Origin of the sequence: Rhizobium leucaenae USDA 9039 (assembly GCF_000426285.1) — a bacterium.
Classification (GTDB): Bacteria; Pseudomonadota; Alphaproteobacteria; order Rhizobiales; family Rhizobiaceae; genus Rhizobium; species Rhizobium leucaenae.
Map to the genome: position 1 here is coordinate 227,948 of NZ_AUFB01000007.1, position 15,543 is coordinate 243,490.

Annotated in this window: 14 protein-coding genes; 6 read left to right on the forward strand and 8 right to left on the reverse strand. The window is 59.0% G+C overall.

Annotated features, from left to right (window positions below; all coding sequences use genetic code 11):
* The first annotated feature begins 87 nt into the window (after positions 1-87).
* The gene (locus K290_RS0113445) at positions 88-1,014 is read left to right on the forward strand and encodes a DMT family transporter (RefSeq protein ID WP_028752415.1); all 927 of its coding nucleotides are present in this window, start codon (positions 88-90) and stop codon (positions 1,012-1,014) included.
* A gap of 445 nt (positions 1,015-1,459) precedes the next feature.
* Here the strand turns inward: K290_RS0113445 and metF are convergent, their stop codons facing one another.
* The 4 genes from metF to K290_RS0113465 all read right to left on the reverse strand — a co-directional run bounded on the left by metF (position 1,460) and on the right by K290_RS0113465 (position 6,138).
* Positions 1,460-2,362, reverse strand: coding sequence for a methylenetetrahydrofolate reductase [NAD(P)H] (gene metF / locus K290_RS0113450; protein WP_028752416.1), 903 nt, complete (start codon positions 2,360-2,362; stop codon positions 1,460-1,462).
* 1 nt (position 2,363) lies between these two features.
* Positions 2,364-3,389 (reverse strand): ArsR/SmtB family transcription factor, encoded by a 1,026-nt coding sequence (locus tag K290_RS0113455; protein ID WP_037135355.1) that lies wholly within the window; start codon positions 3,387-3,389, stop codon positions 2,364-2,366.
* A 224-nt stretch (positions 3,390-3,613) separates the two neighbouring features.
* On the reverse strand, positions 3,614-5,263 hold the full coding sequence (gene ettA / locus K290_RS0113460; RefSeq protein WP_028752418.1) for an energy-dependent translational throttle protein EttA: 1,650 nt from the start codon (positions 5,261-5,263) through the stop codon (positions 3,614-3,616).
* A 125-nt stretch (positions 5,264-5,388) separates the two neighbouring features.
* Positions 5,389-6,138, reverse strand: a complete 750-nt coding sequence (locus K290_RS0113465) for a ribonuclease T2 family protein (RefSeq protein ID WP_028752419.1) — start codon at positions 6,136-6,138, stop codon at positions 5,389-5,391.
* Positions 6,139-6,309: 171 nt separating this feature from the next.
* On the opposite strand from K290_RS0113465, the gene K290_RS0113470 reads away from it, so the two are divergent.
* The 4 genes from K290_RS0113470 to K290_RS0113485 are packed head-to-tail and all read left to right on the forward strand — an operon-like array spanning position 6,310 to position 11,097.
* Complete coding sequence (locus tag K290_RS0113470; RefSeq protein ID WP_028752420.1) at positions 6,310-7,242, forward strand: alpha/beta fold hydrolase; 933 nt, start codon at positions 6,310-6,312, stop codon at positions 7,240-7,242.
* A 19-nt stretch (positions 7,243-7,261) separates the two neighbouring features.
* Positions 7,262-8,221 (forward strand): DMT family transporter, encoded by a 960-nt coding sequence (locus tag K290_RS0113475; protein WP_028752421.1) that lies wholly within the window; start codon positions 7,262-7,264, stop codon positions 8,219-8,221.
* Positions 8,222-8,239: 18 nt separating this feature from the next.
* Positions 8,240-9,442, forward strand: a complete 1,203-nt coding sequence (gene caiB / locus K290_RS0113480) for a succinate--glutarate CoA-transferase (protein WP_028752422.1) — start codon at positions 8,240-8,242, stop codon at positions 9,440-9,442.
* A complete protein-coding gene (locus tag K290_RS0113485) occupies positions 9,439-11,097 on the forward strand; it encodes a thiamine pyrophosphate-binding protein (protein ID WP_028752423.1) in 1,659 nt (552 codons plus the stop codon). The genes caiB and K290_RS0113485 overlap by 4 nt, the downstream gene beginning before the upstream one ends.
* A 43-nt stretch (positions 11,098-11,140) precedes the next feature.
* Here the strand turns inward: K290_RS0113485 and K290_RS0113490 are convergent, their stop codons facing one another.
* The 3 genes from K290_RS0113490 to K290_RS0113500 all read right to left on the reverse strand — a co-directional run bounded on the left by K290_RS0113490 (position 11,141) and on the right by K290_RS0113500 (position 12,830).
* Entirely contained in the window at positions 11,141-11,485 is a 345-nt protein-coding gene (locus tag K290_RS0113490; RefSeq protein WP_028752424.1) for a RidA family protein, read from the reverse strand.
* Positions 11,486-11,577: 92 nt separating this feature from the next.
* Positions 11,578-11,916 carry a protein tyrosine phosphatase family protein gene (locus K290_RS0113495; protein ID WP_028752425.1) on the reverse strand — a complete coding sequence of 113 codons (339 nt, stop codon included), beginning with the start codon at positions 11,914-11,916 and terminating at the stop codon, positions 11,578-11,580.
* A gap of 74 nt (positions 11,917-11,990) precedes the next feature.
* Complete coding sequence (locus tag K290_RS0113500; protein WP_028752426.1) at positions 11,991-12,830, reverse strand: DUF4432 family protein; 840 nt, start codon at positions 12,828-12,830, stop codon at positions 11,991-11,993.
* Positions 12,831-13,057: 227 nt separating this feature from the next.
* Between K290_RS0113500 and K290_RS0113505 the strand changes: the two genes are divergently transcribed.
* A complete protein-coding gene (locus tag K290_RS0113505) occupies positions 13,058-14,515 on the forward strand; it encodes a L,D-transpeptidase (RefSeq protein WP_028752427.1) in 1,458 nt (485 codons plus the stop codon).
* A gap of 69 nt (positions 14,516-14,584) precedes the next feature.
* Here the strand turns inward: K290_RS0113505 and K290_RS0113510 are convergent, their stop codons facing one another.
* Positions 14,585-15,301 (reverse strand): ParA family protein, encoded by a 717-nt coding sequence (locus K290_RS0113510; protein ID WP_028752428.1) that lies wholly within the window; start codon positions 15,299-15,301, stop codon positions 14,585-14,587.
* Positions 15,302-15,543: the final 242 nt, after the last annotated feature.

The following is a 15,543-nucleotide window of genomic DNA, read 5'->3' on the forward strand; positions in this document are numbered from 1 at the left end:
TCTTTCACACAAATAGAGGTTCGCAAGAAACGGGTGGCAAGCGCCTCTCCTTTCGCCAAAATAACCGAAATGGCGGAGGCGCATCCGATGAACACCACCAATCGCATGAACGCACTGACCTGGAGCCTGCTGCTGGTGCTCGGGTTGATCTGGGGCGGCTCCTTCTTCTTCGCGCGCATCGCCGTTCACTATGTGCCACCGTTTACACTGGTCTTCCTCCGCTTGTCGCTGGCGGCAATTGCGCTGCATGTCTACATCGCCGGTCGCTTCGGGATCTATGATTTGCTGCGAAGGCATTGGCGGCAGTTCCTGTTGCTGGGTCTGATCAATAACGCCATACCCCACGCGCTGATCTTCGTCGGCCAAACCCAAATGGGTGCGGGGCTCGCATCCATTTTGAACGCGACGACGCCGATCTGGACCGTCTTGATCGGCAACCATTTCACCACCGACGAGCGGCTGACATCCGCCAAGCTCGCCGGGTGCCTGACAGGGCTCGTCGGCACGATCGTGCTGCTTGGCCCAAGCTTGACTGATGGTGCCGAAGTTCCGCTCTGGGCGCTGCTACTGCCGATCCTTGCCGCAATCTCCTATGGCTTCGCCGCGATCTATGCAAAACGGTTCAAAGGCTTGGCGCCGCCCGTTATTGCCGCAGGTCAATTGACCTGCTCCGCAACCCTTATGCTGCCGGTGGCCCTGTTGCTCGATCAACCCTGGACTATGGCAATGCCGCCGGCCACCGCGCTTGCCGCCATTCTCGGCATGGCGCTGTTGTCGACTGCCTTCGCTTATATCCTCTATTTCCGGATCATGGCACTCGCTGGCGCTACCAACGCTTCGCTGGTCACCCTGCTCGTGCCGCCAAGCGCCATTATGCTCGGCTTTCTCTTCCTCGGCGAGCGACTGGGGCTTACCGAAATCGGCGGCATGTTGCTGATCGGCACAGGCCTGCTCATTCTCGACGGGCGTCTCTATGCACGCATGCGATCGAACCCGGGAACGAGCAACCCGTAGCTACCCGATTCCTGGTTCAGCGGAAGACATCCGCCTTAACCTTATTCACAGCTAAATTAACGATGCATTAAATTTCGTGAACGCCGCATCGTTTTAGTTTCACCATAAAAAACAATAGCTTGTCACGAGATCACGATTCAAAACTTGCACACCTTACCGCGCCGCAGCATCGAATTCGCTTTTCAAGCGACACATTTCTGACATAGGCTCTAACGGTTGACTAAGGAGGAAGACATGGGATTGACGCGATCCATCAACGTCCTAGTGGTCAGTGCAGCGTTCCTATTCGTTGTAACGATGCTTTTCATCTGACGAAATAGCGAACAGGGCAGGAAACCGAACTCCTGAAAGCTAACAAAACACCTATTCCATTTAAAAAGCGCATGCCGAAATCGACATGCGCTTTTTCATGTTCACGTCTCAAATCCCGTCGGGCGACGTCTCGTCAGGCAGCGGCGCCGGCGCGCGCATCTGTCTTGCGCCGGATGCGCAATCGGTCGAGAACGGCATTGACCAGCGGCGAGCGGTTCATCGTGTAGAGATGAAACTCATGGATGCCGCGGCGAGCCAGGTCTTCGATCTGCTCCGCGGCGACGTCCGCAGCAACATCCGCACGCTTATCGGCATCGTCGTCGAGGCCTTCGAAACGCTCATCCAGCCAGGAAGGAATGTGGGTGCCGCAGGCGCCGGCAAACCGTTTCAATTGCGTCAGGTTCTGGATCGGCATAATACCCGGCACGACGGGAATCTTGACGCCGGCAGCACGCACGCGGTCGTGATAACGCTCAAAGACGTCATTATCGAAGAAGAATTGAGTGAGTGCCCGGTTGGCGCCATTATCCGCTTTGCGCTTCAGCATGTCGATATCGGCTGCGGTATCACGGCTTTCCGGATGTTTTTCCGGATAGGCGGACACGGAAATATCGAAATCACCGCGCTCGCGCAAAGCCGATACCAGTTCGGCGGCATTGGCATAGCCGCCGGGGTGCGGCTGGTAGGCGGAGCCGACGCCGCCCGGCGGATCACCGCGCAGCGCAACGAAACGGCGGACGCCGGCGGCGAGCAAATCGTCGATGACCCGATGCGTGTCCTCGCGCGTTGCGCCGACGCATGTCAGATGCGAAGCGGTCGTGAACGGTGTCTCGTGGATCATTCGGCGCACGGCAGACAATGTCGGCGCTTTTGTCGAACCGCCAGCACCATAGGTAACAGAGACGAAATCCGGCTCCCACTCGGTCAGATCAGCCACCGTGTTCCACAATTGCGTCTCGGCTTCCTCTGATTTCGGCGGAAAGAATTCGAAGGAAATACGGATGCCATGCTGGCCGTTTTCAGTCTTTGAAGACATATCAAGCTCTCCCGGCAAGAATGGGGGACGATTGACGATCCTGTCCGGCGGCGATCAGCAGCCGCGGGTCGCGCGCCAGCCAGATCGTGACCGTCAGCGCTTGACCGCCTTCCCTCCCCGAATGAAGGTCCCGCACCTGCTCGACATCGAGTCCCGCCAATTTCAACCATTCCGATATGGCCTGATGCGAGAAACCGAGTCTCAGATGCGCATGTTCGTCGCGTAGATATTCCAGCCCGTGCGGGGCAAGATCGATGATCACCAGCCTGCCGCCGGGCCTCAGCATTCGCGCCGCCTCATTGATGGCAATCTCGGGCTGATCGAGAAAATGCAGCACCTGATGGATGGTAATCAGGTCGAAATCCTGCGCCTCGAGCGGCAGGTTGAAAATGTCGCCATGCCGGACGGAAGCAGCGGTGATGTTCGATCGGTCGAGATTGGCGCGCGCGACGGCCAACATGTCGCGGCTGGCATCGATGCCAACAGCGCGGCGATAATGACCTGCCAGCAATTGCAGCATCCGGCCAGTACCGGTGCCGAGATCCAGGAAAGAGTCGATCTGCTGCGGACCGATCAATTCGATCAGGGCCTTGTCGACATCTTCGTCAGCCACATGCAGGCGGCGCAGTTCATCCCACTCGGCAGCATTGCGGCTGAAATAGGCCTGCGCCCGTTCGGCACGGATGCGCTTGACGGCAGAAAGCCGGTCGCCGTCACGCAGCAACACCGGATCGTTTTCTGCCGCGTGCCGGAGAAGCGTGCGTACGAGGACGACCGCCTTGCCCTCCTGCTTCAAACGAAAATAGGCCCAGGCGCCCTCCTGATAGCGATCAATCAGCCCCGCCTCGCCGAGCAGCTTCAGATGGCGCGAAATGCGCGGCTGCGATTGGCCGAGAATTTCGGTAAGATCCGTGACGGTAAGATCGCCGGCGGCAAGAAGCGCCAGCAGACGCAATCGCGTCGGCTCACCTGCCGCCTTCAGCACGTCCACCAGATCATCCAAACCGAATTTCACGAGATCCGTCATTCGACACCCAATCAAGATATAAAGATATCTTTATGTGATTTGGGTACGAACCGCAAGACCCAATTGCGGGTTAAGAGAACTCGACGTCGGAAATCTGTTAGTTTTTGTCGGCTGGTGAATATGTGTTTCGCGCCCTGCGGCAAAGAAAAACCCCCGAAGGTTGTCGTCCAACTTTCGGGGGTCAGTTCAATGCCGAGGCTTTCGATAACAGAAAGTCAGCAAACTTATCGTGTCAGGCGCTTGTGCGCCTGGCTGCCCGGATTGAGAGCATCGGGGCCGAGGCGGCGGATCTTGTCCTGCTCGTAATCTTCGAAATTGCCTTCGAACCATTCGACATGGCCTTCGCCTTCAAAGGCCAGGATATGCGTGGCCAGGCGGTCGAGGAACATGCGGTCATGGCTGATGATGATGGCGCAACCGGCGAAGTTTTCGAGCGCGCTTTCCAGCGCCCCCAGCGTTTCCGTATCGAGGTCGTTGGTCGGTTCGTCGAGCAGAAGCACGTTGCCGCCAGCCTTCAGCATCTTGGCCAGGTGAACGCGGTTGCGCTGACCGCCGGAGAGGTTGCCGACCTTCTGCTGCTGGTCGCCGCCCTTGAAGTTGAAGGCGCCGCAATAGGCGCGTGAGTTCATGTCGAACTTGCCGAGCTTGATGATTTCGGCGCCGCCGGAGATTTCCTCCCATACGGTCTTATTGCCGTCAAGCGCGTCGCGGCTCTGGTCGACATAGCTGAGATGCACCGTCTCGCCGATGCGGATCGAGCCGGAATCCGGCTTTTCCTGCCCGGTGATCATCTTGAACAGGGTCGTCTTGCCCGCTCCGTTCGGGCCGATGATGCCGACAATGCCGCCCGGCGGCAGCTTGATCGACAGATGGTTGACCAGCGTGCGGCCTTCGAAGCCCTTGGTGATGCCTTCCATCTCGACCACCACCTGACCGAGACGCTCGCTGACCGGAATGATGATCTGCGCATCGCCGGGACGCTGATTTTCGGCGGCATCGACCAGTTGTTCGTAAGCGTTGATACGCGCCTTGGACTTGGCCTGACGGGCCTTGGGACTGGAGGCGATCCATTCCTGTTCGCGGCTGATCGCCTTCTGGCGGCCAGCTTCTTCACGAGATTCCTGCAACATGCGCTTAGCCTTGGCCTGCAGATAGGCAGAGTAGTTGCCTTCGTAGGGAATGCCGCGGCCGCGGTCGAGTTCGAGAATCCAGCCGGTAACATTGTCGAGGAAGTAGCGGTCGTGGGTGATCATCATCACGGCACCCGGATAATCGCGCAGGTGCTTTTCCAGCCAGGCGATAGTCTCGGCGTCGAGATGGTTGGTCGGTTCGTCGAGCAGCAGCAGGTCCGGCTGCGAGAGAAGCAGGCGGCAAAGCGCGATACGGCGGCGCTCACCGCCTGAAAGGCTGGTGACTTCGGCATCGCGCGGCGGGCAGCACAATGCTTCCATCGCCATCTCGACCTGGCTTTCCAGATCCCAGAGATTCTGGCTGTCGATGATGTCCTGGAGCTTGGCGCCCTCTTCCGCAGTCTCGTCGGAATAGTTCATCATCAATTCGTTGTAGCGATTGAGGATCTCGGTTTTCTTGGCAACGCCTTCCATGACGTTTTCGAACACCGTTTTGTTGGGATCGAGCTGAGGCTCCTGCGCCAGGTAGCCGATGGTGGCGCCTTCGGCCAACCAGGCTTCGCCGGTATAGTCCTTATCGAGGCCCGCCATGATGCGCAGCACGGTCGACTTACCCGCGCCGTTCGGGCCGAGAATACCGATCTTGGCGTCGGGATAAAAAGAGAGATGAATATTCTCGAGAATCTTCTTGGCGCCATAGGCCTTATTCAGACCGGCCATATGGTAGATGAACTGACGTGCCATAGCTTGGGTTACTCCACGGGCGGATAACATTGGGAATTGTGCCGCTATGTAGGCGAAACCCCGCCCTCGGGCAACGGCGAAACCTTGTCCGAGGGCATTTATCCGCGCCGAGCGCTTGCTGGATGTCAGAAACCTGCCGCGTCCACCACGCCTTGGTCGCAGCCGAACGATGTTTTGCCAGCGCTCTGGATCAGTTGCTCAAGCCGGGGCTCACCGTCTGGCGACGGTTGGATGGCATCTTCCGACAAACCGATCGTCAGTTCCGAGATCACGCGCACCTTGCCGACCTGGCGGCAGCTCATCTTCACGCGATCGCTGGCGCCCTCGCCAAAACTTTTATTAAAAGCGGCCTTGATGGTTTCGGCATCGAGCGTCTTGCCGATATTCTGCGCGAAAAGATCGCGCACGGCGGAAGCATTGAGTTCATTGATCAATCCCACTGCAGTCCCGAAATAATCATCGGCGCTGAGTTTGGTGCAACTTCCGTGCTTGATCCACTCATGCCGTTCCAGACCGGATTGCGTGCCGGGCATGATTTTATCCAGCGATGCCTTGGTCTCCGCCGACAGTTGAACGGCTGGCAGATCTTTCCAATCGCTGCTGCGATCGGACTGCTTCAGATCATCGGAAACATCGCAATATTCCTGCCGCATCGGCCAGAGACCGTGCAACGAAAAATTCTTGGCGTCGAAATTATTCGCTGATTGATTTCGGCATTCCGCCTTTTTTTGGTTCGTCGCACAGAACGCGGGTTCCCAACTTGCCGCCAGAATAAATCGCGTCCGGCCGCGATTGTTCTCCTGTGCCACCGCACCCGTCGCCATCACCACCGCAGTCAGAACCGCAACTGCAAATCCTTGAAGCCAAGGCCTCATTCGACACCTCCAAAAAAACAGAACAATATGAGAACAAATAAGCAGTTTGATTGGCGGCACGCAACCCTGAATCGCAAAGGCAAGACGATTTATTTCTGTGAGCTTCCCTCGCGGCGCATTGCAATCGCGTCAGCGATGACCTTTCGTCCTCACAGGGAGGAAACGTGCATCATGTTTGCCGAGACGAGGCATTTGAATAGCCCGACGGGTGCGACACTCGCCTATCATCATGCGCCGGCACAAGAAGGCGCCCGTGGCGTCCTTCTCATCAGCCACGGCCTTGCCGAACATTCCCGCCGCTACGAACGCTTCGCGGGAGCGATGGCGGCGCGCGGCTTTCATGTCTACGCTCACGATCATCGCGGCCACGGCGAGACCAAGGCTACCGACGCGCCACTCGGCCGCTTCGCAAGGCGCAACGGCGCCGATGCGGTCATCGCCGATGTCCTCGCGATCCGCGAGCTTGTCGCAACCGCCCACCCCGGCCTGCCGGTTATCCTCTTCGGCCACTCCATGGGCGGGCTGATCAGCCTCAACGTGGCGGTGACGCATCCCGACAAGTTCGATGCGGTCACCGTTTGGAACGCGAATTTCAATCCCGGCCTCGCCGGGCGCGCCGCGCAGGTCATCCTGAAAGCGGAACGCATGCTGAAGGGTTCGGATGTCCCCAGCGGACTGCTACCGAAGCTGACCTTCGGCGTCTGGGGGCAATCCATTGCCAATCGCCGTACCGAATTCGACTGGCTTTCGCGCATTCCGGAGGAGGTGGATAAGTACATCGCCGACCCGCTCTGCGGCTTCGATGCCTCGGTCTCGCTATGGCTGGATATTTTCGAACTGACCTTCCGCGCGCCACAAAAGACCCATCTCGATCGCCTTCGGCGCGACATGCCGATCCACCTCATCGGCGGCGGGCAAGACCCGGCGACGAACAATGGAAAAGCGATTTCCTGGCTGTCAAACCATTTGAAAAAGGCAGGGTTCTCGCATATCACGATGACCATCCATCAGGACATGCGGCATGAGACCCTGAACGAGATCGGCGCGGCCGCAGCCATTTCGGATTTTGCCGACTGGTGCCAGCAAGTCACGGCAAAGATCTGATTCCCAAAGGAATGTTCGAATGAATGCCACCGGCAGTTCCCGGCCCCGTTTGCATCAATCGGAGCTGACATTCGGCCTGTTGATGATGTTCCTGTCGGTCATCCTGTCGCCGATCATCGATATCTTCTCAAAGCTTGCTGCAGTTACGGTTCCACCAGCGGAGGTCACCGCCGCTCGCTTCATCTTTCAATGGCTCTTCGCATTGCCGATGATGGCCGTGCTCGGCCAATGGGGCACATGGTCGCTGCGTCGCAGCGGGGTGCATGCGATCCGCGCTGCCGTGCTGACGCTGTCGATGATCTCCTTCGTAACAACGCTGCAAGTCATGGAAGTGGCCGACGCCATCGCCATTTTCTTTGTTGAACCGATCATGCTGACCATCCTCAGCAGCATCTTCCTGAAGGAGACGATCGGCTGGCGGCGCTATACGGCCTGTGCCGTCGGCTTCTTCGGCGCGATGCTGATCATTCAGCCGAGTTTCCAGGAAGTCGGCTTCGTTGCTCTGTTGCCCGTCGTCACCGCACTCTGCATCGCTGTTTATGTGATGATTACGCGCGTCGTCTCGCATAGCGAGGATGCTTGGCCGATGCAGTTTCAAACCGGTCTCTGGGGCATGGTGATCTGCCTCATCCTGCTCTCGATCGGCCATGGCACGGGCTGGCCGATCATCGATTCCGTCATCCCCGACGGCACCGCGATGCTCTATCTCCTCGGCGTCGGCCTGACCGCCGCGATCACCGGCATTCTTACTGTCCACGCCTATCGCGCAGCACCGGCCTCGACGCTGGCGCCGCTGCAGTATTTCGAGATCGTCTCGGCGACGATCTTCGGTTGGCTGGTCTTCGGCAACTTCCCGGATCTGATCAAATGGATCGGGATCTTCATCATTATCGCCTCCGGCCTTTATATTCTTTGGCGCGAGCGCCGCTTTGCTTCCAAGCCGGTATCCGATACATCTGGGAGCACTTTCGCGCCGTAGCCGCCGATTTGGACCGACATGACCGATCATAGGACCAAGAAACCGCCGCTTTCCGGCATTCGCGTCATCGAACTGGCCCGCATTCTTGCCGGTCCCTGGGCAGGGCAGATGCTGGCCGATCTCGGTGCCGATGTCATAAAGGTCGAGAATCCCGATGGAGGCGACGACACGCGCCAGTGGGGTCCGCCCTTCGTCGAGGGCAAGGATGGGGAAAACCTGTCGGCCGCCTACTACCACTGCGCCAATCGCGGCAAGCGTTCCGTTGTCGCTGATCTGAAGACCGAAGAGGGCCAAAACCTTGTTCGACGGTTGGTCATGACCGCCGATGTGGTGATCGAGAATTTCAAACTTGGTGGCCTGGTCAAATATGGGCTCGACTATGAAAGCTTGAGGAAGATCAATCCCAAACTGGTCTATTGTTCGATCACCGGCTTCGGCCAGACGGGCCCCTATGCCGCTCTCGCAGGCTACGACTATATCGTCCAGGGCATGTCGGGCTTCATGTCGATTACCGGCGAGCCGGATGGACAGCCGATGAAAGCAGGCGTCGCGATCGCCGATATCTTCACAGGTATCTATGCCGTCTCCGCGATAGAAGCGGCCCTGATCCACGCGCTGAAGACCGGCGAAGGTCAGCTCGTCGATATGGCGCTGCTCGACGTGCAATCCGCCGTGCTCGCCAATCAGAACATGAACTACCTGATTTCCGGCAAGGCTCCCGGGCGCCTCGGAAACGCGCATCCTAATATTTCGCCCTATGAGGTCGTGCCGACATCAGATGGCTACCTGATCCTTGCCGTCGGCAATGACGGACAGTTCCGCCGTCTCTGCGCAATTCTCGGCATCGAGGCCTATGCGGACGACCAGCGCTATGTCACCAACAAGGCTCGCGTCGCCCATCGCAATGACGTCCGCGCCTTCATCTCGGCGAAAACGCTTTCCTGGAAGAAGGCCGATCTGCTGAAAGCCTGCGAGGACAATGCTGTGCCGGCCGGCGCGATCAACACGATCGAAGACATGTTCGCGGACCCGCAGATTGAGGCTCGCGGAATTCGGATCGATCTCGAGGATGCCGCCGGCACCGTCATCCCGAGCGTGCGTACACCGGTCGTCCTGTCGGAAACGCCGCTGACGTACAAGCGGCCAAGTCCGCGTCTTGGTGAACATCAGGAGGAGGTTCTCGCCGAATTGGCAGAACTGGAAGGAAGGGCAAAACCATGAAGCGCACCGGCGGCCAGCTCATCGTCGAAGCTTTGAAGGCAAACGGCGTACATCGCATCTCCTGCGTTCCCGGCGAAAGCTTTCTTGCCGTGCTCGACGCGCTGCATGACAGCGATATCGACGTGCTCGTTTGCCGCCAGGAGGGCGGCGCGGCGATGATGGCGGACGCATGGGGCCGGCTGACGGGCGAGCCTGGCGTCTGCATGGTAACCCGCGGTCCAGGTGCCACAAATGCCTCTGCCGGCCTCCATATTGCCCGACAGGATTCAATACCGATGATCCTCTTCATCGGCCAGGTGCAGCGCGATGCTCGCGAGCGTGAAGCCTTCCAGGAGGTGGAGTTCCGCCGCGCCTTTACCGAATTCGCCAAATGGGTCGGCGAGATCGACGATGCGGCACGCATTCCGGAATTCGTCACCCGCGCCTTCGCCGTGGCGACATCAGGGCGGCCCGGCCCCGTCGTACTGACCCTGCCCGAAGACATGCTGCGCGACGAGGTCGAGGCGCCGCATGCTAAGCGCTACATGCCGGTAGCGGCCCATCCGGGCCGTAGCCAGATCGACGACCTCCATTCGCGTCTCATTGCAGCCGAACGACCCATGGTGATCCTCGGCGGCACGCGCTGGAATGAGGATGCGGTCGCGGGCGTCAGAAGCTTCGCCGAGCGCTTCAAGCTGCCGGTCGGCTGCTCCTTCCGCCGCCAGATGCTGTTCGATCATCTGCATCCGAACTATGCCGGCGATGTCGGCATCGGCATCAATCCGGCGCTGGCGAAGGAGATCAAGGAAGCGGACCTGCTGATCCTTCTCGGCGGACGCCTTTCCGAGATGCCATCGTCCGGCTATACGCTCGTCGATATCCCCTACCCGCGCCAGCAGCTCGTGCACGTCCATCCTGATCCGTCCGAACTCGGCCGCGTCTATCGTGCGGATCTGGCGATCTGCGCCAGCCCCGCCGATTTCATGGCAGCGCTCGCCGATTTGGAAGCCCCGGCAAACCCGTATTGGACCGAGCGGACCGAGCGCATGCATGCCGCTTATCTCGCCTGGTCGACGACACCGGAGAAGAGCCCCGGCGCCGTGCATATGGGCCGGGTTATGGACTGGATCGAGGCCAATACCGCGCCCGATACGATCTTTACCAATGGGGCCGGCAACTACGCCACCTGGCTGCACCGCTTCCATCGCTTTCGCCGCTTCAACACCCAGGCCGCCCCGACCTCGGGTTCTATGGGCTACGGCCTGCCGGCGGCGGTTGCCGCCAAGCACCTCTTTCCCGAGCGCGAAGTGATCTGCTTTGCCGGCGACGGTTGTTTCATGATGCACGGGCAGGAATTTGCAACCGCCGTGCAATATCACCTGCCCTTGATCGCACTGGTCATCAACAACGGCATGTACGGCACCATCCGCATGCATCAGGAGCGGGAATATCCCGGCCGCGTCAGCGCAACGATGCTCAGCAATCCCGATTTTGCGGCCTTTGCCCGTGCCTATGGCGGCCATGGCGAGACGGTAAAAGCGACGGAAGAATTCGGCCCGGCCTTCGAACGCGCGCGTGACAGCGGCAAGCCGGCGATCATCGAGATCGTGCTCGATCCCGAGGCCATCACGCCCTCACGGACGCTGTCGGAAATTTCGCAAACAAAAAGCCGGTGAGAGCGCTCTCACCGGCTTTTCAAAAATGCATCAAAATCCGAGATTAGTCGATCGCCGCGGTGACGATGAACTCGACCTTGTATTTCGGAGCAGCAAGCTTGGCCTCGCTGGTCGCACGAGCCGGCGTGTTGGCTGGATCGACCCAAGCTTCCCAGGCTGCGTTCATTTCAGCGAAATACGCGATATCGGAGAGATAGATGATCGTCTGCAGGATCTTCGACTTGTTGGAGCCGGCTGCAGCGAGCAGACGATCGACTTCGGCGAGCGCCGACTTGCACTGATCCGTGACGCTTTCGCCTTCACCAACCTGGCCGGCGAGATAAACGGTGTTGCCGTGGATGACAGCGCCGCTCATACGGGTTCCGACGTCGATACGCTTGATGCTCATGCTTCTCTCCTGATGTTGTGCTGTGACGGGTAACAAACCGGGCGCTGCCATCGGCAACGCCCTCAATCTCTTGCATATTTCGCGGTAGTCGCTTAGCCGCGGATATGGTGCGTCTTCTGATAGATCGCGGTCGAGCGTGCGCCGGAGCGGCAATAACCAAGCATCGGACGCGGGAATTCGTCGAGCGCGTCGACCATACCCTGCACAGCCTCTTCGGTCACGCCCATCGGTCCGACAGGCACATGCGCGATTTCGAGCCCAAGCTCCTTGGCGCGGGCTTCGATGACGGAAAACGGCGTCTGATCCGGGCTCTCATTGTCCGGACGATGGCAGACGATCGAGTTGAAACCCATGGCCTTGATCTGATCGAGATCCTCCAGTGTGATCTGGCCGGAAACCGAGTATTCATCATCGATCGGGCGGATATCCATGGTTTATTTCCTCTGTGAAACCGAGGGCCATGATCTACGCCGCCATAGAGCAAGCGTCAACCGATTCACGCCCGTCAGACGAAGGCAAAGTTGAGGGCGAAACTTCTGGCTTCCCCAGGCTGAAGAATATTGAATTCACCCGCCTCCTCCAGCTCGGCGCGTGAGACCCAACGATGCGAAACGGGCTCGATGCCGAGGACATCAGCCGGCGCGCGCTGGTTGCGCCAGACCTGCAGGAAGGGCAGCGTATCCCTGCCGAAGCGGACCCGCAGCGATTTGCCGCCAATGGCAGCGATCGGCCCGAGGCTTATTTCGGACCAATCCTCACCTTTCGCGGTTGCCGGCACGCAGAAAAGACCGCCCAGTTCCTCGCCGAAAGTCCACGGGAAGCCGCCGTTCTCCAGCATCTGACCGGAGAGGCGCACGCCGTCATCGAACCATTTGCCGCCGACATTCATATGATACATCAGGAAGACCGGCATCGCCTCGATGCTGGTATTGACGACACGGTCCGAGAGCGAAACCTCACCTGTCGCGCCGTCGATACGCCAATGGCGCTCGAGCCGTGCCGTGCGGCGTTCGGCGGTGACGATATCGATGTCGGCGCGGCACTCCGCATTGCCGTTCTCGAACCGGGTCCAGAGAATCTTGGCTGGATGTGAGGAGAAGGAGCCGTGCAGCGGATAGCGCTTGCCCCCGAAAGGGTCAGACATCGGTTCCGGATGGCGGATATGATCCGGACCGCAGGTGAAGAGAAATCCCTCCAGCGAATGATCGATGCGCGGGTCACCATCATCCGGGATGGCGCGTCCCGGCGCGAGATTGTTGCCGTCCACGATGCAGGCGCCGATGTCCAGCACCGAACTCTCATCCAGCGTCAGTTTCGGTCCCCTGGCTGCGGCAAAGTCCATCATTTCCTGTAGTCCTCCCTGGTCGGCTCCTGATCGAGCGTCCTCGTCAAAGTTGGCTCGAAACGGCACAGCCGCGAATTAAATGGTGGTTTGTCTTACCGATCGTTAACTTGACGCCTTGATCACACAAATTTTTATCTTTTATTCAGCATGATACACTCAAATTCCACACTGGCGTCAAAATTGCCATGTGTGTGTCGGCTCAGCCACCATCCGAGGATTCGACAGACGTGAACCGGTTCCTGAAATTCAGCCTTGCTCTGGCCCTGACAGCCGCGACATCTGCTCTCGCGTCGATTGATGCGCAGGCACAATATTATCGCGGCGGGAACGATATCGTTCTGGTGACCCCCGATGGACGCATCCTCGATCAGTATCCGGAACAAGGCGTCGTGACGGTCGCCCGCGACGGACGCGGCCATCGCGTGTTGATCGACCGCTACGGCAATGTCGTCGCCACCGAGATGCGCGCCAGCACCTATTATCCCCGCGCGCCCCGCCGTGACGGTTACAGTGACGATAGTAACCGCTATGGCGACACGCAGCTTTCCAACAATGGCGGCTATCGCGACTATCGCCAGTATCGCAGCAACGATTACGGGAATGATGATGGTTATGTTGATAACGGCTATGGCCAGCAGCAGGATCGCGGTGTCGTCACCAGCGGCATTCCGCGCGACGGCGACATCCAACGTGAGCCGCTCGACAATCAACCGCTGCCGGACGTGAGCGGCCAATCTCAGAATTCGAGCGGTAATGACTACGCATCGATCGATCCGCAGGAGCAGGCACCTGCTATCGAACGCAAGGCCCCTGCCGAGCCCGTCATTACGCTGAAGGGTAAGTCGAAGATGGAAATCACGGCGCTTGAGGTCTTCCTCGCTCGCCAGGGGATTTCGCCAGGCGCGATCGATGGCCGTATGGGCGCCAATGTCACCAAAGCGATCTACGCCTATCAACAGATGACCGGTCAGACGCTGAACCCCAACGACACGGATTCGATCCTCGAACAACTGCGCTTGTCGGGTGGCATGCCGATTGTCAACTACACGATCACGCCTGCCGATGCCGCCGGCCCTTATGTTGCATCGATTCCTGAAGACTACGCCGAGAAGGCACAGATGCCCTCGCTCGGTTACACCTCCACCACGGAGATGCTGGCCGAACGCTTCCATATGGATGAAGGCTATCTGAAGGAGCTCAACCCCGGCGTCGATTTTACCGTTCCCGGCAGCACGATCAAAGTGGTCAACACCGGCCCCGGCAAGACCGGCGCCGTCGCCAAGATTTTGGCCGACAAGGGCCGTAAGCAGGTTTTCGCCTATGACGCCAGCGGCGCTCTGATTGCCGCCTATCCCGCCAGCATCGGTTCGACCGACACACCGTCGCCATCCGGCACGGTCACGGTCGAGCGTGTCGCCTTCAATCCGGGCTACACGTACAATCCGAAGATCAACTTCAAGCAGGGCGCCAACGACAAGATCCTCGACATTCCGCCCGGCCCGAACGGCCCGGTCGGTCTTGTTTGGATGGCGCTATCGAAGCCGACCTACGGCATTCACGGCACCCCAGACCCTTCGAAGATCGGCAAGTCGCAGAGCCATGGCTGCGTGCGCCTCACCAACTGGGATGCGACCGAACTTGCCAAGATGGTCAAGCCCGGCGTGGTGGTCGAATTCGTCGATTAAATCGCATTTGCGCAAATAGAACAGGCGGCCGAATGAGCCCTTCGGCGGCCTTTCTATGGTGAGAATATCTTAGGCCGCACTGCGGATCGCCTCATGACCAGTGCTGCGTGCCGAAGCCGTTAACCGCGTCGGCACGAGCCGCATCATTTCCTCGGCAAAGGCGCGTGCGTTTTCCTGAGCCTTGTCCAGATTGCTGACCCTCGTCGAATCCATCGTATAGAGCGTCCCGCCGCAGTCGAAGATATCGCGGAAGGCAGAGCGTTCGATGATCGGCGTTTCGAGAACCGCAACACTCCGCTCGGACAATAGCGCTTTCACCACCTGCAGCGCTCTGGTCGTCACCATCGAATTGACGCGGGTCAGAACGACCGAATGATTGATGCGGATGCCCGCCCGCTGTTCCAGATAGTGCAGCAGTTCCAGCACCTGCGCTCCGCCCCGTGCATCCATCGCGCAGCCTTGGATTGGTATGAGCACATGATCGGAAAGACCGAGCGCCGTTGCCAACAGCGGCGTGCGAGCGCCTGGCAGGTCCAGGATGAAATAGTCCGTCGCACTATTTTCAGAGAGATGCACAGGCAAGGACGCGCTGGTCACGAAATCGATGACCGAGATGTTAGGAACATGGTTGCCGGAAATCTCGTACCAGTGCGAAATCCAATGCTGTGGGTCGGCGTCGAGAATGGTGACGCGATAACCGCGCCGCGCCAGTTCGGTGGACAACAGCAAAACCGCCGTCGTCTTCCCCGCCCCACCTTTCGTATTTGCAAATGTGATAACTGGCATAGTCGGTCTCCGGCAAGATGGCGGTGAGCACGAACATCGCTCTTTTCAGCACCGTCTGACTCATTGGTGCAGTTAACGCATTGTTTCGAGATATGGTTAATAAAGCCCTAACGGCACCTGTCGGACGTTAAGGTATCGCTTCGGCGAGGCTTAACCGACGGCACTGGCGGCACTCTACTTGCGAACTAAAATTGCGATCGCCAACCTGCGAAATCGGCACAAAAAATCGCGCCGCAATCGTC

Bases quoted from the DNA above. Each gene is read 5' to 3' on its own strand.
- K290_RS0113470 (WP_028752420.1), top strand. From the start codon at position 6,310: ATGTTTGCCGAGACGAGGCATTTGAATAGCCCGACGGGTGCGACACTC.
- K290_RS0113510 (WP_028752428.1), bottom strand. From the start codon at position 15,301: ATGCCAGTTATCACATTTGCAAATACGAAAGGTGGGGCGGGGAAGACG.
- K290_RS0113475 (WP_028752421.1), top strand. From the start codon at position 7,262: ATGAATGCCACCGGCAGTTCCCGGCCCCGTTTGCATCAATCGGAGCTG.
- K290_RS0113455 (WP_037135355.1), bottom strand. From the start codon at position 3,389: ATGACGGATCTCGTGAAATTCGGTTTGGATGATCTGGTGGACGTGCTG.
- caiB (WP_028752422.1), top strand. From the start codon at position 8,240: ATGACCGATCATAGGACCAAGAAACCGCCGCTTTCCGGCATTCGCGTC.
- K290_RS0113495 (WP_028752425.1), bottom strand. From the start codon at position 11,916: ATGGATATCCGCCCGATCGATGATGAATACTCGGTTTCCGGCCAGATC.
- metF (WP_028752416.1), bottom strand. From the start codon at position 2,362: ATGTCTTCAAAGACTGAAAACGGCCAGCATGGCATCCGTATTTCCTTC.
- K290_RS0113500 (WP_028752426.1), bottom strand. From the start codon at position 12,830: ATGATGGACTTTGCCGCAGCCAGGGGACCGAAACTGACGCTGGATGAG.
- K290_RS0113465 (WP_028752419.1), bottom strand. From the start codon at position 6,138: ATGAGGCCTTGGCTTCAAGGATTTGCAGTTGCGGTTCTGACTGCGGTG.
- ettA (WP_028752418.1), bottom strand. From the start codon at position 5,263: ATGGCACGTCAGTTCATCTACCATATGGCCGGTCTGAATAAGGCCTAT.
- K290_RS0113445 (WP_028752415.1), top strand. From the start codon at position 88: ATGAACACCACCAATCGCATGAACGCACTGACCTGGAGCCTGCTGCTG.
- K290_RS0113490 (WP_028752424.1), bottom strand. From the start codon at position 11,485: ATGAGCATCAAGCGTATCGACGTCGGAACCCGTATGAGCGGCGCTGTC.
- K290_RS0113485 (WP_028752423.1), top strand. From the start codon at position 9,439: ATGAAGCGCACCGGCGGCCAGCTCATCGTCGAAGCTTTGAAGGCAAAC.